The 20,070-nt window shown below is 70.4% G+C and carries 12 protein-coding genes and 1 pseudogene; 6 read left to right on the top strand and 7 right to left on the bottom strand.

Going from position 1 to position 20,070, the window contains the following annotated elements; all coding sequences use genetic code 11:
• Positions 1-197 precede the first annotated feature (197 nt).
• Both treS and OG413_RS02315 read right to left on the bottom strand, forming a co-directional pair.
• The gene (gene treS, locus OG413_RS02320) at positions 198-1,904 is read right to left on the bottom strand and encodes a maltose alpha-D-glucosyltransferase (RefSeq protein ID WP_266802707.1); all 1,707 of its coding nucleotides are present in this window, start codon (positions 1,902-1,904) and stop codon (positions 198-200) included.
• Positions 1,901-4,003 (bottom strand): alpha-1,4-glucan--maltose-1-phosphate maltosyltransferase, encoded by a 2,103-nt coding sequence (locus OG413_RS02315; protein WP_266802705.1) that lies wholly within the window; start codon positions 4,001-4,003, stop codon positions 1,901-1,903. Before OG413_RS02315 ends, treS begins: the two co-directional genes overlap by 4 nt.
• A 673-nt stretch (positions 4,004-4,676) precedes the next feature.
• Between OG413_RS02315 and glgP the strand changes: the two genes are divergently transcribed.
• The 3 genes from glgP (at position 4,677) to OG413_RS02300 (ending at position 8,874) form a co-directional block, all read left to right on the top strand.
• On the top strand, positions 4,677-7,340 hold the full coding sequence (glgP, locus tag OG413_RS02310) for an alpha-glucan family phosphorylase (protein WP_266802703.1): 2,664 nt from the start codon (positions 4,677-4,679) through the stop codon (positions 7,338-7,340).
• Between the two features lie 41 nt (positions 7,341-7,381).
• Positions 7,382-7,513, top strand: a complete 132-nt coding sequence (locus OG413_RS02305) for a hypothetical protein (protein WP_266802701.1) — start codon at positions 7,382-7,384, stop codon at positions 7,511-7,513.
• 140 nt (positions 7,514-7,653) lie between these two features.
• Positions 7,654-8,874: an alginate lyase family protein gene (locus OG413_RS02300; RefSeq protein WP_266802699.1), complete on the top strand. Its 1,221-nt coding sequence runs from the start codon at positions 7,654-7,656 to the stop codon at positions 8,872-8,874.
• 108 nt (positions 8,875-8,982) lie between these two features.
• Here the strand turns inward: OG413_RS02300 and OG413_RS02295 are convergent, their stop codons facing one another.
• On the bottom strand, positions 8,983-11,016 hold the full coding sequence (locus OG413_RS02295; RefSeq protein ID WP_266802697.1) for a M4 family metallopeptidase: 2,034 nt from the start codon (positions 11,014-11,016) through the stop codon (positions 8,983-8,985).
• 456 nt (positions 11,017-11,472) lie between these two features.
• The gene (locus OG413_RS02290; protein WP_266802695.1) at positions 11,473-12,123 is read right to left on the bottom strand and encodes a TetR/AcrR family transcriptional regulator; all 651 of its coding nucleotides are present in this window, start codon (positions 12,121-12,123) and stop codon (positions 11,473-11,475) included.
• A 240-nt stretch (positions 12,124-12,363) separates the two neighbouring features.
• Between OG413_RS02290 and OG413_RS02285 the strand changes: the two genes are divergently transcribed.
• The 3 genes from OG413_RS02285 (at position 12,364) to OG413_RS02275 (ending at position 14,621) form a co-directional block, all read left to right on the top strand.
• A complete protein-coding gene (locus OG413_RS02285) occupies positions 12,364-12,993 on the top strand; it encodes an MSMEG_1061 family FMN-dependent PPOX-type flavoprotein (RefSeq protein WP_266802692.1) in 630 nt (209 codons plus the stop codon).
• Positions 12,994-13,016: 23 nt separating this feature from the next.
• Complete coding sequence (locus OG413_RS02280; protein WP_266802690.1) at positions 13,017-13,925, top strand: PDR/VanB family oxidoreductase; 909 nt, start codon at positions 13,017-13,019, stop codon at positions 13,923-13,925.
• A 177-nt stretch (positions 13,926-14,102) separates the two neighbouring features.
• Positions 14,103-14,621, top strand: a complete 519-nt coding sequence (locus OG413_RS02275) for a cupin domain-containing protein (protein ID WP_266802688.1) — start codon at positions 14,103-14,105, stop codon at positions 14,619-14,621.
• A gap of 140 nt (positions 14,622-14,761) precedes the next feature.
• Here OG413_RS02275 and OG413_RS02270 read toward each other — a convergent pair whose 3' ends face one another.
• The 3 genes and pseudogenes from OG413_RS02270 to OG413_RS02260 all read right to left on the bottom strand — a co-directional run bounded on the left by OG413_RS02270 (position 14,762) and on the right by OG413_RS02260 (position 19,919).
• Entirely contained in the window at positions 14,762-16,537 is a 1,776-nt protein-coding gene (locus OG413_RS02270; RefSeq protein WP_266802686.1) for an ABC transporter ATP-binding protein, read from the bottom strand.
• A pseudogene (locus tag OG413_RS02265) lies at positions 16,534-18,238 on the bottom strand (ABC transporter transmembrane domain-containing protein). Before OG413_RS02265 ends, OG413_RS02270 begins: the two are co-directional and overlap by 4 nt.
• 478 nt (positions 18,239-18,716) lie before the next feature.
• Positions 18,717-19,919, bottom strand: a complete 1,203-nt coding sequence (locus OG413_RS02260; RefSeq protein WP_266802684.1) for a cytochrome P450 — start codon at positions 19,917-19,919, stop codon at positions 18,717-18,719.
• Positions 19,920-20,070: the final 151 nt, after the last annotated feature.

Below are 20,070 nucleotides of genomic sequence, written 5' to 3'. Positions count from 1 at the left end.
CACACCACAGGATGCGAAGAGTGTCCCGGATTGCGGCAATGGCTGTCCGGCTGTGCGGGACGTGTCGGGTGAGGATGATCCGTACGGACTCGACCTGATGAGCCCCGAAGGGCCCGGAGGAGCCCGGAAGAGCTCGATGTGGGGGAGAGTGCCCCGTGCGGGGCGGCGGAAACCGTCGCGCACGGGGTGGCGCGGGCTCAGAGGGCCGGGGCGTCCTTGCGCAGCCGGAACCAGTAGAAGCCGTGTCCGGCGAGCGTCAGCAGGTAGGGCCACTGCCCGATGGCGGGGAAGCGCACCCCGCCGATCAGCTCCACCGGATGACGCCCGTTGAACGACCTCAGGTCCAGTTCCGTGGGCTGTGCGAAGCGCGAGAAGTTGTGGACGCACAGCACGAGGTCGTCCTTGTACTCACGCGTGAACGCCAGCACCGCCGGGTTCGAGGAGGGAAGTTCGGTGTACGAGCCGAGGCCGAACGCCGGATTCTGCTTACGGATCTCGATCATCCGCCGCGTCCAGTGCAGCAGCGAGGACGGTGAGGCCATGGACGCCTCGACGTTGGTGACCTGGTAGCCGTAGACCGGGTCCATGATCGTGGGGAGGTAGAGCCGCCCGGGGTCACTGGAGGAGAACCCGGCGTTCCGGTCGGGCGTCCACTGCATCGGGGTCCGTACGGCGTCCCGGTCGCCCAGCCAGATGTTGTCGCCCATCCCGATCTCGTCCCCGTAGTAGAGGATCGGGGAGCCGGGCAGCGACAGCAGCAGAGCGGTGAACAGCTCGATCTGGTTGCGGTCGTTGTCCAGGAGGGGGGCCAGGCGCCGTCGGATGCCGATGTTGGCCCGCATCCGGGGGTCCTTGGCGTACTCCGCGTACATGTAGTCGCGCTCTTCGTCCGTGACCATTTCGAGCGTCAGCTCGTCGTGGTTGCGCAGGAAGATGCCCCACTGGCAGTTCTGCGGGATCGCCGGGGTCTTCGCCAGGATTTCCGAGACCGGGTAGCGGCTCTCGCGCCGTACGGCCATGAAGATCCGCGGCATCACGGGGAAGTGGAACGCCATGTGGCACTCGTCGCCGCCCGCCTGGTAGTCGCCGAAGTAGTCGACGACGTCCTCCGGCCACTGGTTGGCCTCGGCGAGCAGCACGGTGTCCGGGTAGTTGGCGTCGATCTCCTTGCGGACCCGCTTGAGGAAGTCGTGGGTCTCGGGGAGGTTCTCGCAGTTGGTGCCCTCGCGCTGGTAGAGGTAGGGCACGGCGTCGACGCGGAATCCGTCGATGCCGAGGTCCAGCCAGAAGCGCAGCGCGGAGATGATCTCCTCCTGCACCGCCGGGTTCTCGTAGTTGAGGTCGGGCTGGTGGGAGAAGAACCGGTGCCAGTAGTACTGCTTGCGCACCGGGTCGAAGGTCCAGTTGGACGTCTCGGTGTCGACGAAGATGATCCGCGCGTCCTGGAACTGCTTGTCGTCGTCGGCCCAGACGTAGTAGTCCCCGTACGGCCCGTCCGGGTCGCTGCGGGACTGCTGGAACCAGTCGTGCTGATCGCTCGTGTGGTTCATGACGAAGTCGATGATCACGCGCATGCCGCGTTGGTGCGAGGCGTCCACGAACTCCACGAAGTCGGCGAGATCACCGAACTCCGGGAGCACGGCGGTGTAGTCGGAGACGTCGTAGCCGCCGTCGCGCAGCGGCGATTTGAAGAACGGCGGCAGCCAGAGGCAGTCGACGCCCAGCCATTGCAGATAGTCCAGCTTGGCGGTGATGCCCTTGAGGTCGCCGATGCCGTCGCCGTTGGAGTCCTGGAAGGACCGGACGAGTACCTCGTAGAAGACGGCGCGCTTGAACCAGTCGGGATCGCGGTCCTTGGCGGGAGTGTCCTCGAACGTGTCGTGGACAGGCTCATTGACGATCATGGTGTGGGTGACCCTCCGGTCGGCGGGGACGGTCGCAGGACAACGATGTGCGCGGGCGTGATGCCCGGCTCTAGGCGCACATAGAAGGTCCTGCCCCAGTGGTAGGTGTCGCCGGTGAGCTCGTCGCGCACCGGTACGGTCTCGTGCCAGTCGAGGCAGAGCTTCGGCATGTCCAACGAGACCGTGGCCTCCTGGGTGTGGTGCGGGTCGAGGTTCACGACGACGAGGACGACATCCGTCCCGGAGCGCTTGCTGTACGCGATCAGCGCCTCGTTGTCGACGGTGTGGAAGTGCACGTCGCGCAGCTGCTGGAGCGCGGGGTGGCGGCGCCGGATCCGGTTGAGCGAGGTGATCAGCGGCGCCAGTGAGCGGCCCTCGCGCTCGGCCGACTCCCAGTCGCGCGGCCGGAGTTGGTACTTCTCCGAATGCAGGTACTCCTCGCTCCCGGGCCGCACCGCGGTGTTCTCGCACAGTTCGAACCCCGCGTACACCCCCCAGGACGGGGACAGCGTGGCGGCCAGCACGGCGCGGGCCTCGAAGGCCGGACGGCCGCCGTCCTGGAGGTAGCCGGGCAGGATGTCCGGGGTGTTCACGAAGAAGTTGGGCCGCATGGACCAAGCGCTCTCGCCGGACAGCTCGGTGACGTACTCGGTCAGCTCCTGCTTGGTGTTGCGCCAGGTGAAGTACGTATACGACTGCTGGAACCCGACCGTGCCGAGGGTCCGCATCATCGCGGGGCGGGTGAAGGCCTCGGCCAGGAAGATCACATCGGGATCGGTGCCGTTGATGTCGGCGATCACCTTCTCCCAGAAGACCACCGGTTTGGTGTGCGGATTGTCGACGCGGAAGATCCGCACCCCGTGGTCCATCCAGAAGCGCAGGACGCGCGCCGTCTCGGCGACCAGGCCGCGCAGATCCCGGTCGAAGGCGATCGGATAGATGTCCTGGTACTTCTTCGGTGGATTCTCGGCGTACGCGATGCTGCCGTCGGGCCGGTGGTGGAACCACTCCGGGTGTTCCTTCACCCAGGGGTGGTCGGGCGAGCACTGGAGCGCGAAGTCCAGGGCGATCTCCATCCGCAGGGTGCGGGCCGTCTCGACGAAGTGGTCGAAGTCCGCCAGCGTGCCCAGCTCCGGATGGACGGCGTCGTGACCGCCGTCGGCCGAACCGATCGCCCAGGGCACTCCGGGGTCGTCGGCGCCGGGGGAGAGGGAGTTGTCGGGACCCTTGCGGTGGGTGGTGCCGATGGGGTGGATCGGCGGGAGATAGACCACGTCGAACCCCATGGCGGCGACGGCGGGCAGCCGCTCGGCGGCGGTACGGAAGGTGCCGCTGACGACGCGTGAGGTGGGCGTCGCCGCATCCGTCGCGGCTCCCGAGACGCCGCGCGCGGCCCGCGCCGCCGGTGCCGTCCGTGTCGTGGGCGCGCCCTTGCCCCGGCCCCGCTTCACCGGTGGCTCCGCCCGCTCCACCCTGGCCCCCTCGGAGCGCGGGAACAGCTCGTACCAGGAGCCGTACAGGGCCCGGCGGCGTTCCACCTTCAGTGGCAGCGGGCGTGAGCGGGTGACCAGTTCGCGCAGGGGGTGGCGGGCGAGCGCCTCGTCGGCCGCCGGGGCCAGGGCCGCCGCCAGCCGGGACGCGGCCGGGCGGGACGTGTCGCGCAGCGCGTCGGCCGCGGCCAGCACCGCCTCGCGCCCGTCCCGCTTCGGCACGCCGGCGGCGGCCCGCTCGTACAGGTCCGCGCCCTCCGCCAGCACCAGGGCGGTGTCGATGCCTGCCGGGATCTTGATCCGGGCGCTCCGGCGCCAGGTGGTGACCGGATCGCTCCACGCCTCGACCGTGTACGTCCAGCGGCCCTCGGTGTCCGGGGTGATGTCGGCGCCCCAGCGGTCCGTGCCGGGGGCGAGTTCACGCATCGGCGTCCACGGGCCGGTGCGTCCGTTCGGGTCGCGCAGCACCGCGTTGGCGGCCACCGCGTCATGGCCTTCACGGAAGACGGTGGCGGTGACCTGCAAGGTCTCACCGGCAACGGCCTTCGCCGGCCTTTTGCCGCAGTCGACGAGAGGACGGACGTCCAGGACGGGAATTCGACCGATCATGGAATCACCTGGGGGCTGGAGCTCGGCGTGCACGGGGTGCGGCACAGGCGCGGCGGTATGACCGCGTATGTCGCGATGATGGGGATCTGTCCTTTGTAGCTGCTCCGCTGTCGGCTGACGGGCTGTGGGCATGGCCGCTCCTGTCCGCGTTCACTCCAATGGCACTCGAATCGGAGGGAGCGCGGGGGTTCGGGCACGAAGAACGTGCACGGAGAACGTGTGCGGGCCTGGTCGGGCTGCGTACCGGGAAAGCCTTCCCCGTGTCCTCGGGTGGGCAATCCGGCGCCCTTGTTAACTACTCGGTCGTAGCCGGGCTCCCGGCGCGCGCCCCGGTGGGCGTACGGGGCCGGGGCGCCCCCGCGGATTCCGGGTACCCGCTCTGTGGCGCCACCCGGCAGCCTTCCCTGTGGTGCGAAGGTCCACAAGGCCGCGTGCGGGGGTGAAATCGGCCAAACCCGCAGGTGAACGGTGAGGCGGAAGAACGCGCGCGGGGACGGTGGGGCGCCTGGGGGAGGTCGCGGGGGGCGGGCGCGGCGGGAGCCGCCGGACCCGGTGAGCCGTCCGCGCGCCGTGGCTGCCGGGGGCGGGCCGCCGTTAACGTCGAGGGTGACGGAGCGGCGCACACCGTGGTGCGTCCCCTCGGATTCGTACGTCCCCTGTAAAGGTGGAATACGTGAAGGCCATTCGTCGATTCACCGTGCGTCCCGTCCTCCCCGAATCCCTGCGACCCCTCCATGACCTCGCCCGCAATCTGCGGTGGTCCTGGCACAACGAGACCCGTGAGCTCTTCCGCGCCGCCGATCCCGAGGGCTGGCGGCCCGCGGACTTCGACCCCGTACGCCTGCTCGGCGCCATGTCCGCGGGGCGGCTCGCCGAGCTGGCCCGTGACGAGGAGTTCCTGGCCCGGCTCGCCGACGCGTCCGAGAACCTCCGGGAGTATCTGGACGGCCCCCGGTGGTACCAGAACCGGCTGGCCCAGGGCGCGGAACTGCCCGCCGCCATCGCCTACTTCTCACCCGAGTTCGGGGTGACCGCCGCCCTGCCGCAGTACTCCGGCGGACTCGGCATCCTGGCGGGCGACCACCTCAAGGCCGCCAGCGACCTCGGCGTACCGCTCATCGGGGTCGGCCTGCTCTACCGGCACGGCTACTTCCGGCAGACCCTCTCGCGCGACGGCTGGCAGCAGGAGCACTATCCCGTCCTCGACCCCGACGAACTCCCGCTCACCCTGCTCAGGGAGACCGACGGCACCCCCGCCCGGGTGGTGCTCGCCCTGCCCGGCGGACGCAGTCTGCACGCCGGTGTCTGGCAGGCCCGGGTCGGCCGCGTGCCGCTGCTGCTGCTCGACTCCGACGTCGAGGAGAACGCGCCGGGCGAACGCGATGTCACCGACCGGCTGTACGGCGGCGGCAGCGACCACCGGCTGCTCCAGGAGATGCTGCTCGGCATCGGCGGGGTGCGCGCCGTGCGCACCTACTGCCGGCTCACCGCGACTCCGGACCCGGAGGTGTTCCACACCAACGAGGGCCACGCCGGACTCCTCGGCCTGGAACGCATCCGGGAACTCGCCGGGGCGGGCCTCGACTTCGACTCCGCGCTGGAAGTGGTGCGGGCCGGCACCGTCTTCACCACGCACACCCCGGTCCCCGCCGGGATAGACCGTTTCGACCGGCAGCTGGTCGCCCGCCACTTCGGCGAGGGCGGCGAACTGCCGGGCGTCGGCGTCGAGCGGATTCTCCGGCTCGGCCGCGAGACCTACCCCGGCGGCGAGCCCGACCTCTTCAACATGGCGGTCATGGGGCTGCGGCTCGCCCAGCGCGCCAACGGCGTCTCCACCCTGCACGGGGCGGTCAGCAGGGAGATGTTCTCCGGCCTGTGGCCCGGCTTCGACCCGGCGGAGGTGCCGATCACCTCGGTGACCAACGGGGTGCACGCGCCGACCTGGGTCGCCCCGGAGGTCCTGCGGCTCGGCGTCCGGCACTTCGGCACCGACCGGGCGACGGCCGCGCTGGCCGGCGGGGAGGTGGCCGGGGAGCGCCGCGCCGGTACGCCCAGGCGCTGGGACGCCGTCACCGCCGTACCCGACCGGGAGATCTGGGACCTGCGCCGGGTCCTGCGCGAACAGCTGGTGACCGAGGTGCGCAAGCGGCTCTACGCCTCCTGGCGCAGGCGCGGCGCCGGCACGGCCGAACTCGGCTGGATCGACGACGTACTCGACCCGGACGTCCTGACCATCGGCTTCGCCCGCCGCGTCCCCTCGTACAAGCGGCTCACGCTGATGCTGCGCGACCGCGACCGGCTGCGGGAACTGCTCCTGCATCCGACCCGGCCGATCCAGATCGTCGTCGCGGGCAAGGCACACCCGGCCGACGACGGCGGGAAACGGCTGGTCCAGGAGCTGGTGCGGTTCGCCGACGACCCACGGGTGCGCCACCGCATCGTCTTCCTGCCGGACTACGGCATGGCGATGGCGCAGAAGCTCTACCCCGGCTGCGACGTCTGGCTCAACAACCCGCTGCGCCCGCTGGAGGCGTGCGGCACCAGCGGGATGAAGGCGGCACTGAACGGCTGCCTCAACCTCTCGGTGCGCGACGGCTGGTGGGACGAGTGGTTCGAGCCGGACTTCGGCTGGGCGATCCCGACCGCCGACGGCTCGGCCGTCGACGAGGACCGGCGCGACGAGCTGGAGTCCAACGCCCTCTACGCGCTGATCGAGGACCGGGTCGCGCCGCGCTTCTACGACCGGGACGGCGAGGGGCTGCCCGAGCGGTGGATCGAGATGGTCCGCCGCACCCTGGTCACCCTGGGCCCCAAGGTGCTCGCGGGGCGCATGGTGCGTGAGTATGTCGAGCGGCTCTACGCCCCCGCCGCACAGGCCCGACGCGCCCTGGTTCCCGAGGCGGCCCGGGAACTGGCGGACTGGAAGGCCCGCGTCCGGGCGGCCTGGCCGAAGGTCTCCGTCGACCATGTGGAGGCCGTCACCGACACCGCCGCGGGCGGCTCGGCGGAGCTGGGTTCCACGCTGGCGCTCCGGGTCCGGATCGCGCTGGGCGGGCTCGACCCGGACGACGTGGAGGTGCAGGTGGTCGCCGGGCGGGTCGACTCCGGCGACGCCATCGCGGACGCCCAGGTCTTCCCGCTGAAACCGGCGGGCGGCCACGACCTGGAGGGCCGCTGGCCGTACGAGGGGCCGCTGGCGCTGGACCGCACGGGGCCGTACGGCTACACCGTGCGGGTCCTGCCGGCCCACGCGCTGCTGGCCTCCGGCGCCGAACTGGGCCTGGTCGCGCTGCCGACGGAGGCGACGGGGGAGGGCGCGGGGGTACTGATGCGCTGAGGGGCTCGGTGCGCGGATGAGCTGAGGGGCTCGGTGCCCGGATGGCTGAGCCCGGCGCGCGGACGACGTGGTTCGGCGCGCGGACGACGGGCCCGGTGCCGGAGGGCGGTGCCGGGCCCGTCGCGTACCGGATCGCTTCGCCGCTCGCCCGCCGGACCGGGTTCGTGTTCTGAACGCGGAGTCTTGACGTGTCCATGGGATGCCTTTACGTTCCTCACTCATCGAAGAGTTCACAACACGGCCCAATGTTCATGTATGTGAAATCCCGTGAGGGGCCGCGCTGTTGAACCCCACCGCACCGGAAGGCACCCCCATGCGTACCGGCACCATCGCCCGCGTCCTGGGCACCGCCACCGCACTGGCCGCGCTGATCACCACGGCTTCCACGGCCCCGGCCGCGGCGGACAGACCCGCCGCGGCCGACGCCGCACCCGTGAAGGCCGCGGCCCCCGCCGCCTTCACCCACCCCGGCGTCCTCGTCAGCCGTCCCCAGCTCGACTTCGTACGCGAAAAGGTCCGGGCCGGCGCGCAGCCGTGGAAGGGGGCGTACGACCAGATGCTGGCCAGTAAGTACGCCTCGCTCTCCCGTACCGCCAAGCCCCGCGCCGTCGTCGAGTGCGGCTCCTACTCCGATCCCAACTACGGCTGCACCGATGAGCGCGAGGACGCCATCGCCGCGTACACGCTCTCACTGGCCTGGTACATCGGCCAGGACGACCGGTACGCGCGCAAGGCCATCGAGATCATGGACGCCTGGTCCGGCGTGATCAAGGACCACACCAACAGCAACGCGCCCCTCCAGACCGGCTGGGCCGGCTCCTCCTGGCCGCGCGCCGCCGAGATCATCGAGTACACCTACACGAGCTGGCCGAACTCCGGCCGCTTCGGCACGATGCTGCGCGATGTGTATCTGCCGGAGGTCGCGGGAGGCTCCCGGTCCAACGGGAACTGGGAACTGTCCATGACCGAGGCGGCGATCGGCATCGCGGTCTTCCTGGAGGACCGCGCCGCCTACGACAAGGCCGTGGCGCTGTTCCGCGGGCGGGTTCCCGCGTACATCTATGTGACCGCGGACGGCTCGCTGCCCAAGACGGCGCCCGGCAGCGGTCTGGACACCCGCGAGAAGGTCATCAAGTACTGGCAGGGCCAGTCGACCTTCATGGACGGGCTGGCCCAGGAGACCTGCCGCGACCTCACCCACACCGGCTACGGCCTCTCCGCCATCTCGCACATCGCGGAGACCGGCCGTATCCAGGGGCAGGACCTCTACCCCGAGGTCGCCGACCGGCTGCGGCACGCGCTGGGCCTGCACGCGAAGTACCAGCTCGGTGCGGCGGTGCCGTCCTCGCTGTGCGGCGGCACGCTCAAGGACAAGCTCGGCCCGGTCACCGAGGTCGGCTTCAACGCGCTGCACAACCGCATGGGTTACGCCATGGCGAACACCCAGCAGCTCACCGAGCAGCAGCGGCCCGCCGCCTCCAACAACCTGTTCGTGGCCTGGGAGACCCTGACCCACGCGAACAACCCGGCCTGAGTCGGCCTGAGTCGGCCTGAGTCGGCGGGAACGACGGGGAGGAACGACGGGAACGACGGAACGGCCCGGAAGGAGTGTGAACTCCTCCCGGGCCGTTCCGGTGTCTGACTAGAAGGTCAGCTTGAAGCTGTTGATGCGTCCGGTGTCCTGCGAGGCGATGTCCTGGACCTTCAGCTTCCAGGTGCCGTTCGCCACCTCGGACGAGGCGTCGACCGTGTAGGTCTCCACCACGTTGTCCGCGGAGTCGCTGGAGGAGGAGTTCTTCAGCCGGTAGGCGGTGCCGTCCGGGGCGACCAGGTCGACGACCACGTCACCGCGCCACGTGTGGGTGATGTCCACGCCGACCTTGAGGGCGGCGGGGGCGTTGCCCGTGCGGCCGGTGACGTTGACCGAGCTGGTGACGGCCGCGCCGTTGTCCGGGATGGCCACCGCGGTGGTGTTCTCGAAGACCGTGCCGCCGGTCTCACCACCGGGGCGGGTGCCCACGTTGATGCCGGCCCAGGCGTTCGCCACGGCCTTGTACTCGGGGCTGGTGGCGCCGTACAGCTCACTGGCCACGGCGAGGGTGCCGGTGCGGGCAGCGGCGTAGTTCGTCGTGGAGGTGAACTTGGTGGTGAGCGCCTTGAACCAGATCTGCAGGGCCTTGTCCCGGCCGATGCCGGTCACCGGGAGACCGTCGGAGGTCGGGGAGTCGTAGTTGACCCCGTTGACCGTCTTGGCGCCGCTGCCCTCGGAGAGCAGGTAGAAGAAGTGGTTCGCCGGGCCCGAGGAGTAGTGGACGTCGATGTTGCCGAGACCGGAGTACCAGGCGTCCTTGGACGCGCCGTCCTTGCTCGGCTTGTCCATGTAGCGCAGCGGGGTGCCGTCGCCGTTGATGTCGATCTTCTCGCCGACGAGGTAGTCGCCCTTGTCCTCGGCGGTGTTGGAGTAGAACTCCACACCCGCGGCGAAGATGTCGGAGGTGGCCTCGTTGAGACCGCCGGACTCACCGCTGTAGACCAGCTTGGCCGTGGCGGCGGTGACGCCGTGCGTCATCTCGTGGGCGGCCACGTCGAGCGAGGTCAGCGGTGCGGCGTTGCCGCTGCCGTCCCCGTACGTCATGCAGAAGCAGCTGTCCTGCCAGAACGCGTTGACGTAGTTGTTGCCGTAGTGGACGCGGGAGTACGCGCCGACACCGTCACCGCGGATGCCGGTGCGGCCGTGCACGTTCTTGTAGTAGTCCCAGGTCTCGGCCGCACCGTAGTGGGCGTCGGCCCCGGCGGTCTCGACGTTCTGCGGGGTGCTGTCGCCCCAGATGTCGTCGGAGCCGGAGAACAGTGTTCCGGTGCCGGACGAACCGTGGTTCAGGTTGTACGTCTTGTGGTTGCCGCGGGTGGTGTCCGTCAGGGTGTACGACGGCGCGGTGCCCAGCGTGACCTGGCCGCTGTACTGGGTGTTGCCGGTCCCGTTCTCGACGGCCTGCCACTCGTAGAGCTTGGCGCCGGAGGAGGCGTCGGTGACGACGTGCAGCTCGTTCGGGGTCCCGTCGTGCTGGAGCCCGCCGACGACGGTCTCGTACGCGAGCTGCGGGGTGCCGCCGCCGGCCAGCCAGACCACCTTGCGCGGGGCCTTGCTCGCCTCGGTCTGCTTCGAGCCGTCGGCCTTCGCCGCACCGAGTGCCTGCTTCTCGGCGGCGGCCGGGGCCACGTCGGCCGAGGTGCCGACGGCCTTCAGCTGCGCGGTGGTCGCCTTCGACGCCTTGCTGACGCTCTCGGTCTTCCCGGCCTTGGTCTCCTGCACGACCAGGTCGCCGCCGAGTACGGGCAGCCCGGCGAGGGTGCGCTCGTAACGGGTGTGCGTGGTGCCGTCCTGGTCCTGGACGACATCGCGGACGACGAGCTTCTCCTCGGAACCGAGGCCGAGCGCCTTGGCGGTGTCCGCCTTGGTGGAGTTGGCCTCGCTGAGCAGCTCGGCGCGCTGGGCGGGCGAGAGCTTGGCGGGGAGCGAACCGGGGTCGGCCTTGCTGGCCGCCGCCGGGACGGCGCCGGGGGCGCTGCCGGGGGTGGCGGTCGCGGTGCCGGACTGGACTCCGACGGCGAGGAGGGCTGCTGCGGCTATCAGAGCGCCGGTCGCGGTGGCGCGACGGCTGGGCGTGGATCTCACGCGGACTCCTTCTGCGAGGGGGGTACCGGCGGCGCTGGTGAGCCGTCCGGACAATGCAGGCGGTGCGCAGAACGGGGGAAGAGTGTCAGCAGTTGCGTACTCGTGTCAGGACCGCGTCAACAAGTTGGCCGGAATTCGTCCGTTGCCGAAAAGGTCATGTTCGTTAAGCGGACGTTTCGCCGATCATCATCGAAATGTCGCCCGGCGCCCCTCGGGCCCGTATTCACAGGGAGCGCACAACGTCGGCTCCCCGGCGGCCTGTTCGAACAACGAACGCGGAAGCGGTTTCTGACCACCTGGTGAGACCGGGTCACGCTCTGGCGCGTTCCGGACATCGGGCCGGGGACCGGGCGGGCCACCGGAGTCATCCCCGCGTGGCCGAGGGCGTGGAGGAGGGTGCGGGAGGGCGTGGAGGAGGGTGCGGCGGAGGTCGCGGTGGAGGGTGCGGTGGAAGGGTCAGCTCCGCTCGCCGGGATTCATCCCGGGCGGTACGGCCGTGAGGTAGCGCGTGAGCATGGCGACGAGTTCGTTCTCAAGGCGGCGGATGTCGATGGGGTCGGGCGCGGCGATGAGCTGGTGGGTGACGAGTTCGACCGTGGCGACGATGAGCCGGGCCGCGGTGTGCGTGTCGCCGACGTGGACCTCGGGGTGGCGGTCGAGCAGTTCTCGCAGGTAGGTGATGCTCGCCTGCACGCTGTGGGAGACCTTCTCCAGCAGTTCGGGGGACCGGGGCCCCTGTTCGAGCATCACGCGGAGCAGCTGCGGGTCATCGAGATGGTTCTCGGTCACGGTCCGTACGTAGGAGCGGATGAACTCCTCCATGGAGTCGGGCAGCTCTTCGAACCGGCGGCGCTCCAGGGCTGCCATCCCGGCGTCGAGATGCCGGGTCAGCAGCTCGACGAGGATGGCGTCCTTGTTCGGGTAGTACTGGTACAGCGAGCCGATCGAGATCCGTGCCCGCTCGGCGATCCGGTTGGTGGTCCCGGCGGCGTAGCCGTAGTCGGCGAAAACGTGAGCAGCGGCGTTGAGGATGCGCTGCCGGGTGAGTTCGGCCCGTGCCTGCCGCGGCTGTTTACGTGGCTGAAGTCCGCGGTGGCCCGACGTCATGACCTCTCCTTGGCGGCGGCTCGGAAGCGAGTAGGCAAGACCTGAGTAATTGCTCACAATGGTGCCATGACCTGCGGCGCAGCGGTGCACTCCGGATGCCACCCGCGGGGTGGTGCCACCTGCGGGGTGGTGCAGGCAGGGCGTCGCGAGCGGGCGGGCGATCGGCCCCGTCCGCCCGTCGCCCGCGCCTGTCGCCCGACCCCGATCCCGATCCCGACCCCGATCCTGGAAGGAGTCTTCGTGACACATATCGGTACACGCCCCCGGCGGCTGTCGCCGGCCGACGTCCGCGCTCGGCTCGGTGAACCCGAACCCATGATCAAGGCCAAGATCCTCGACCACATCGACGAGCACTCCCGCCGCTTCATCGCGCACTCACCGTTCCTGGCACTGGCCACGGCGGACGCGGCGGGGCAGGCGGACTGCTCACCCCGCGGCGATCATCCGGGGTTCGCGAAGGTCCTCGACGAGCGCACGCTGGCGATTCCCGACCGGCCCGGCAACAAGATCGCCGACTCCTTCCGCAACCTCGCCGAGAACGACGGGATCGGGCTGCTCTTCCTGATCCCCGGAGTACGCGAGACGCTCCGGGTCAACGGGCGCGCCTATCCCACCGATGAGCCCGATGTCCTCGCCCGGATGCGGATCGAGACCAAGGAACCGGAGCTGGCGCTCGTCGTCGACGTGGCGCAGGTCTACTTCCACTGCGGTCGCGCGCTCGTCCGGTCCCGGCTGTGGGACCCCGCCAGTCACGCCCTGGCCGACGAGCTCCCGTCGGCCGGCGAGATGGTCATCTCACAGTTCGGGCTCGACATCGACCCCGCGGTGGTCGACCGCGACCTCGAAGACGCCTACCGGAAACTCTACTGACCAGGCCGGAAGGCGAATCACCCATGCAGCAGACCATCATCGAGCGGATCGACCGCATCGCCGAAGACGTCGTCTCCCTCGTCCTGCGGGGTTCCGGCTGGCCGCTGGCGCCCTGGGAACCGGGAGCGCACATCGACCTGGCCCTGCCGAACTGGCTGACCCGGCAGTACTCGCTGTGCGGAGACCCGGCGGACCGGGACTTCTACCGGATCGCGGCCCGGTACGAGCCGCTCAGCCGGGGCGGGTCGGAATACATCCACCGGTTCCTGCGCCGAGGCCGCGCCCTCGACGTGTCGCTGCCGCGCAATCACTTCCCGCTCGTACCCGCGCCGGAGTATCTCTTCCTCGCGGGCGGGATCGGCATCACGCCGATCCTGCCGATGCTGCGGGCAGCGGTCGGGGCGAGGATCCCGGCATCACTCGTCTACCTGGGACAGACGCTCGCGACCATGCCCTTCGCGGACGAACTGCGCTCCGCCCACGGCGATCGGGTACGGATCGTCCCCACCCGGCAGCAGGGCAGACCGGACCTCGCCGACCTGGCGGCCACGCTGGACCCCGCCGCCGCGGTCTACTGCTGCGGTCCCGCGTCCATGCTCGCCGCGGCGGAAGCCGTCTTCCCCGCCGACCGGCTGCACACGGAGCGATTCCACCCCGCGGTCCGGTCGTTCGCCCCCAACACACCGTTCGAGGCGGTGTGCGCCCGCTCGGAGCGGACGATCCAGGTGCCTGCCGACGAATCGCTGCTGGAGGCCCTGATCCACGCCGGGCATCCCGTGGCATCCGGGTGCCGCGAAGGCGTCTGCGGCAGCTGCGAACTCACCGTCGTCGCGGGCGAGCCCGAACACCGGGACGACATCGGCGCCCCCGCGGGCCGCATGTACGCCTGCGTGTCCCGGGCCCTGTCCTCCCGGCTCGTCCTGGACCTCTGACACATCCGCCAACGTCGGGCCGGTACCTGCCGCGCAGCAACGGCTGCATCGCCGGGCCTAGGTCCAAGGCCCCGGACATCGGACATCGGGCCAACCCGTAATCAGGCTTGTGTCCGATGCGGGGCCCCGTGGGCGAAGGCCACGATGCGGGTGACCCTCAACGACAAGGAGCGCACGATGTCGTACCAGGAGCACCTGCGGTACCCCGAGCCCCGCTACCACGGAGACAGGGGGGAGGTGAACGCGTCCGTCCGTCCCGCCGACACCCCGCCGGACCTCACCTCGCCCGGCGGCGCCACCCACTACCTCGCCACGCACGAGTCGACCGGCGGCGAGTTCGGCCTGTACAAGGTGGACCTGGCAGCGCGGTCCGCCGGTACCAGGACCCACTTCCACAAGGCGATGTCGGAGTCCTTCTACGTCCTCTCCGGGGAGCTGGAGCTCTTCAACGGCGAGAAGTGGGTGACGGGCCGCGCCGGTGACTTCCTGTACGTGCCGGTCGGCGGCCTGCACGCCTTCAAGAACGTGACGGACGAGCCCATGTCGATGCTCATGCTCTTCTCCCCGGGCGCCCCGCGCGAGGAGTACTTCGAAAGGATCTCGGAGATGTCGCGGCGCGGCAGCGAGGAACTCAAGGAGTTCCGTGTGCGGCACGACAGCTACTTCGAGGAGGACTTCGGGCCGGGGGAGGAGTAGCGGAATGCCGTTGAGGATCTCGGCGGGAGAAGCGAAGTGCCGCCGCGTCGAAGCAGCCGCGTCAGGGATCGGGGTCGACTTCGAGAGGACGGCAACCCCCTGAACGTCACCATCGACCACCACGGAATCCACTGCCGCACTCAGGAGGAGGAAGGCCGCTCGCCGTGCCACGACCGCCAGAGCGCGGCGCAGGCGCCGTCGGCTGCTACGAGACCGTCGTGGGTGCCGAGTTCGGTGAGCCGGCCGTCTTCCAGCACGGCCACTCTGTCGGCGTCGTGAGCCGTCTGCGGGCGGTGTGCGATGGCGATGACGGTCCGGCCTTCGAGGACGGCGGCCAGCGCCCGTTCCGTGTGCCGGGCGGTCCTCGGGTCCAGGAGCGCGGTGGCCTCGTCGAGTATCAGCGTGTGCGGGCCGGCCAGCACCACGCGCGCCAGGGCGAGTTGCTGTGACTGGGCGCCGTCCGGCCGGTGCCCCGCGTGGCCCAGATCGGTGTCCAGCCCGTCCGGCAGTTCGTCGGCCCATTCGGCGCCGACGGCGGCGAGTGCCCCGCGCAGTTCGGCGTCGGTGGCGCGGGCCGAGGCGATCCGCAGGTTGTCCCGGACCGTTCCCTGGAACACGTGGTGTTCCTGGGTGACGAGGACGACGTGTCGGCGCAGTCGGCCGGGGTCCAGGTCGGCGACCGGTACCCGCCCCACCGTCACTGAGCCGGTGTGAGGTCTGTCGATGCCTGCCAGCAGCCTGCCCAGGGTGGTCTTGCCCGCGCCGGAGGGGCCGACGATCACCAGTCGCTCGCCGGGCCGGACCGTCAGATCGACGCCGTGCAGGACGTCGATCCCGTCGGCGTAGGCGTAGCGCACATCGGCCACTTCGATCCGGTCGTCGGCCGGTGTGGGGGGAGCAGCGGCCGGTGGTACGCGGGTGGCCTGGCCGAGGCCCTCGACGCGGGCGAAGGAGGCGCTGCTGCTCTGCAGTTTTTCCATCTGCTGAAGGATGGTGTCCAGGGGCTGGGAGAGCTGCCGCAGATACAGGGCCGAGGCGACCACCGCGCCGAGGCTCATCGTGCCCTGGCCGTGCAGTACGCCGCCGATCAGCAGAACACCTACCACGGGAATGACGTAGGAGATGTCCACGGCCGGGAAGAGCACACTGCGGAGGAACAGCGTTCGGGTCCGGGTGGTCCGGCACCTCTCGATTTCCTCCTGGCATGCCGTTGTGCGGTGTTGCTCCAGTCCGAGGGCCTCGATCGTGCGGGCGCCGGCGGCGGTGGCCGCGAGCTGCTCCGCGAGAGCCGAGTTGGCGGCCCCCTCGGCGAGGTACGCGGCGAGCGCCCGGCGCAGATACCAGCGGGCGGCGAACCAGATGCCGAACAGGCCCAGCACCCCGCACGCGCCGAGCAGCGGGTCGAGCGCGAAGACCGCTCCGAGGATGAACAACGCCTGGACCCCGGCGATGAGGACCTCGGGCCCGGCATTGCGGAGGGTGGCGCCGACCGCGGCGACATCGGTGGTCCCGCGGGTCATCAGGTCGCCCGTTCCCGCCCGCTCGACCACCGAGGCGGGCAGTGCGAGCACCCGGTCGGAGAACTGCTCGCGCATACGCGCCAGGCTCCGCTCGCCGAAGCGGTGTCCGACGTAGCCGGCGTAACGGGCCAGGACGAGCTGCGCCAGTGCGAAGACGAGGATGATGAGCGCGAGGCGGTCCACCGCGGCCACCCCGGCCCCGCCCCTGACTCCGTCGATGATGCGGCCGAGCAGCCAGGGGCCGACGAGTCCGGCACCGGCGGCCAGCGCGTTGAGGCCGATCACGGCGGCGAAAGCGCGCGCGTCCAATCGGATCAGCCGGAGTGCCGCCCGGCGTATCCGGAACGGCTCGGCGATGGGCAGGGCTCGGGCCGTTGGCCGGGAGGCGGCCGTCATCGCGGGGCCTTCCGGAACGGCGGGACGGTTCCTTCGCCGGTGAGGTCGTCATCTTCCTCGTCGGCGCCGCGGGACACCAGGCGGCGGTAGCCGGGCTGCCGGTCCAGGAGTTCACGATGGCTGCCGACGGCGGCGACCGAGCCGTCGACCAGGTAGTACACGATGTCCGCCTGGTCCAGCAGGAGCGGTGACGTGCTGGTGACGAGTGTGGTGCGGTCGGCCCGTGCGGTGCGCAGCCGGGTCGAGATCGCCGCCTCGGTATGCGCGTCGACCGCCGAGGTGGGCTCGACCGCCAGGAGTACCTCGGGATCGGCCAGCAGGGCCCGGACCAGGCGGATGCGCTGCCGCTGGCCTCCGGAGAGGTTGCGGCCCTGCGCGTCGACGGGTGAGTCGAGTCCGTCCGGCAGGCCGCGGACGATGTCCTGTGCCATGGCGGCGTGGACAGCGCGGCCGATGGTTTCCTCGTCCCGGTCCCATCCGCAGATCACCTCGCGCAGCGGGCCGGCGAACAGATCGGCCTCGTTGTCCGCGACCAGGATTCGCCGACGCACCTGCGTCAGGTCGATCTCGTCGAGGCGTATCGCGCCCCAGGTCGCGGCCGACCCGGCAAACCGGCCGAGACGGTCGACCACCGCCACGGACTCCGACGGCCGGGCGCTGACCAATGCGGTCAGCCTTCCGGGCGCCACCTCGACGCCGGACACCGGATCACGAAGTGTGGACGGCGCCCCGGGCCCGTCGCGCGTCGCTTCCCCGCCTGCGGAATCGGGCTCCAGGGCCAGGAAACGTATGACTCTGCGGGCCGCGACCAGTCCGCGGCTGGGGTCGTAGCCGCCCTCGATGAAGAACGCGACCGGCACGGCGAGAACGGCGGTGTATCCGTAGACCGCGACCAACTCGCCGACGGATATCTCTCCTTGCGCGGCCATCCGGGCCGCCAGCCATGTCACGACCCCGAGGAACAGAGTGGGAAGGCCGACACCCAGGGCTTGAACCCAACTGGTCACGGAACCGACGCGGTAGCCCTCCGCCCGAAGTGCGCGCGAGCCGCGCCGGTAGCGCTCGGCGTACACCTCCTTGCCGCCGATGCCGTTGAGGACCCGCAGGCCCCTGACGATGTCCTCGAAGCGGGAGGCGAGCCCGCCCTGCTGCTCCCGGTACGTCGCCTCGACGCCCTGGAGGCGCCCCAGCAGCGGCCCGACCGACACCGCGAGCAGCGGCACACCGAGCAGCACCACCACGGCGAGCAGTGGCGAAACGGCCAACAGCAGCGCGGCCACGACGACATGGGCGAGGACCGCGCCGACGCCGGGGCCGGTGATGGTCAGCGTGTTGGCGATCACGGTGGCATCGCCGAACCCGATCGTGAGGACCTCACCGGCCGTGACACGGCGCGGCAGCGCCCCGCCCAGCCTGGTCGCCTGCCCGGCCACCACCCGCACGGTGCGGAAGGCGGCGTCCAGCCGCACCGTGGTCATCGTGCGGTGTCGCATGATGGCCAGCCACGCGTGCAACACCCCCACCCCCAACAGCGCCGCCCAGCCGACGAGCACGTGCCACCGACCCGGTTCCAGACCGTCGTCGATGGCGCGCGACAGCAAGTACGGCGGCAGCGTCAGGCAGACCATCCAGGCGCTGCCGAGCAGCGCACCGGCAGCGATCCGACGGGCTGACCGGTGATCAGCCACCACAGCACCGCACGGCGCCGCGACAGTCCGGGGATCCCGGATCCACGGGCGAATCCTTCTTCCACCACACGTCAGTGAACTCCGGTCGGTCGGTATGTGTCCGTCGTCCATCGAAACCCCGGGCCGATCACCCTGTAGGGAACGCGATTTCGTGAGCACCGCTTCCTGCGGAAACACCGGAATCCGCGTCTGATGAGCAGTGCGAGGGGTTGGTGATCATGAACAGAATCGCCGGGCAGGCTCTGGGGGTTGCTTGCTGTGGGTAGTTGGACCTGGCGCCGAGGCCGCGCAAAGGACGTGTTCGTCATGTTCTCCGCAGAAGGCCAGAGATGGGGGGGAGCTTCAATGGTCGCCACGATTGCCGGTTACCCAAACCGGGGATCGTCGGCTGTGTTGCGGTCGCTTGGCAGGGACGGGTCCTACGTTCAGGTTTGGTGTCGCCCTTCCTGCCTCAAGCCTGGCTCGGATCCGCACTTGCTGGTGGCGGACATTCACGAGCTCGACATCGAAGGTTTGGGGACACTCGATGAGCTAACCGGGAGTTCGGTCAGGCCGTGCCGGCGGGCGGAGGTACGCCAACGCAGGGCGTCCTCCGCTACCGCCAGGGTCAGGCCCGGAATGCGGGTCAGCAGCGAGGTGAAGGCCGCTTGCAGCTCCAGGCGTGCCAGCGCGGCACCCAGGCAGTGGTGCGCGCCGTGGCCGAAGGCGAGGTGTGGGTTCGCCTGCCGCACGGCAGGGGCCCCGTCGCGGTCGGGGAAGTCGGCGGTGTCATGGCGGGCTTCTCCCAGGGCCAGTTGGACCGCTTCTCCCGCCCGGATCCGCGTACCCGCGATCCTGAGGTCCTCGCGTGCGAAGCGGCGGACCGACAGGGTGGGGAGGGTGTGGCGCAGAATCTCTTCGACCAGGCCCGGCATGGTCTGCGGGCGGCTGCGTAGCAGGTGGGCGAGGTGGGGGCGGCGTAGCAGGAGCAGGGTGCCGTGGCTGATGGCGTGGGTGACGTTCTCCACGCCGGCCCACCACATCTGGAAGGCCAGGGCGACGAGCTCGTCCCCGCTGAGGCATTCCCCTTGGTCGCATGCGGTGACCCAGGTGGAGAGCAGGTTGTGGGTGGGGCGGGTGCGGCGGGTTTCGATGAGGTCGAGTATCAGGTGGTGGACGTGTTCTATCGCGTCGGGCAGGTGGCTGGGCTGGGTGGGGTTGAGCATGGCGGCCGTCCACGCGGTGAGTTGCGGCCTCTGGTCGGCGGGTACGCCGAGAAGGTCGGCGACCACCGTCAAGGGCAGCGGGAGCGCGTATTCGGCGACGAGATCGACCGGGGTGTGCGCGGTGAGGCGGTCCGCGAGCCGGTCGGCAAAGAGGTCGGCGGTTGCCTGGACCTGGCCCCGCAGGACCTGTGTCCGGCGTGCGGAGAACGAGCCGGCCGCCAGGCGGCGCAGCCGGGCGTGCTCGGCACCGTCACGGTTTTGCAGGTGGGCGGACAGAGCGTCGGGCAGAGTGAACGCCCGATGGCCGTCGCCGGCGTGACTCTGGTCCACCGTGAGCCGGGGATCGGCCAGCGCCGAGCGCACGTCAGCCTCCCGCGTGAGCAGCCAGAGCCCGGAGCTGTCTCGGGTGACGGCGCCAGGACACCCGCCGTGACGGTCCGTACCCGTGCCGGGAGTACCGGTCCGGGCTCGCGTTGCTCTGCTGGTCAACACCCGCTCCTGGACCTCGGACGCTATCGCCCTCACGCTAGAGCCGCCGGGCCACACTCGGCACCGGTCACTGATCAACTCGGCTGGTTCCGGCCCCTTGCCTGGCCGGCAGACAGGGCACCGAGACCTCGGCCCCACCTTCGCGGCCGAG

Source organism: Streptomyces sp. NBC_01433 (assembly GCF_026340105.1).
Taxonomy (GTDB): Bacteria; Actinomycetota; Actinomycetes; order Streptomycetales; family Streptomycetaceae; genus Streptomyces.
This window is presented reverse-complemented; position numbering and strand designations above follow the sequence as displayed.

Coding starts and splice junctions, on each gene's coding strand:
- OG413_RS02300 (WP_266802699.1), top strand. CDS start 7,654: ATGCGTACCGGCACCATCGCCCGCGTCCTGGGCACCGCCACCGCACTG.
- OG413_RS02305 (WP_266802701.1), top strand. CDS start 7,382: ATGGCTGAGCCCGGCGCGCGGACGACGTGGTTCGGCGCGCGGACGACG.
- OG413_RS02270 (WP_266802686.1), bottom strand. CDS start 16,537: ATGACGGCCGCCTCCCGGCCAACGGCCCGAGCCCTGCCCATCGCCGAG.
- OG413_RS02275 (WP_266802688.1), top strand. CDS start 14,103: ATGTCGTACCAGGAGCACCTGCGGTACCCCGAGCCCCGCTACCACGGA.
- OG413_RS02280 (WP_266802690.1), top strand. CDS start 13,017: ATGCAGCAGACCATCATCGAGCGGATCGACCGCATCGCCGAAGACGTC.
- OG413_RS02290 (WP_266802695.1), bottom strand. CDS start 12,123: ATGACGTCGGGCCACCGCGGACTTCAGCCACGTAAACAGCCGCGGCAG.
- treS (WP_266802707.1), bottom strand. CDS start 1,904: ATGATCGTCAATGAGCCTGTCCACGACACGTTCGAGGACACTCCCGCC.
- OG413_RS02315 (WP_266802705.1), bottom strand. CDS start 4,003: ATGATCGGTCGAATTCCCGTCCTGGACGTCCGTCCTCTCGTCGACTGC.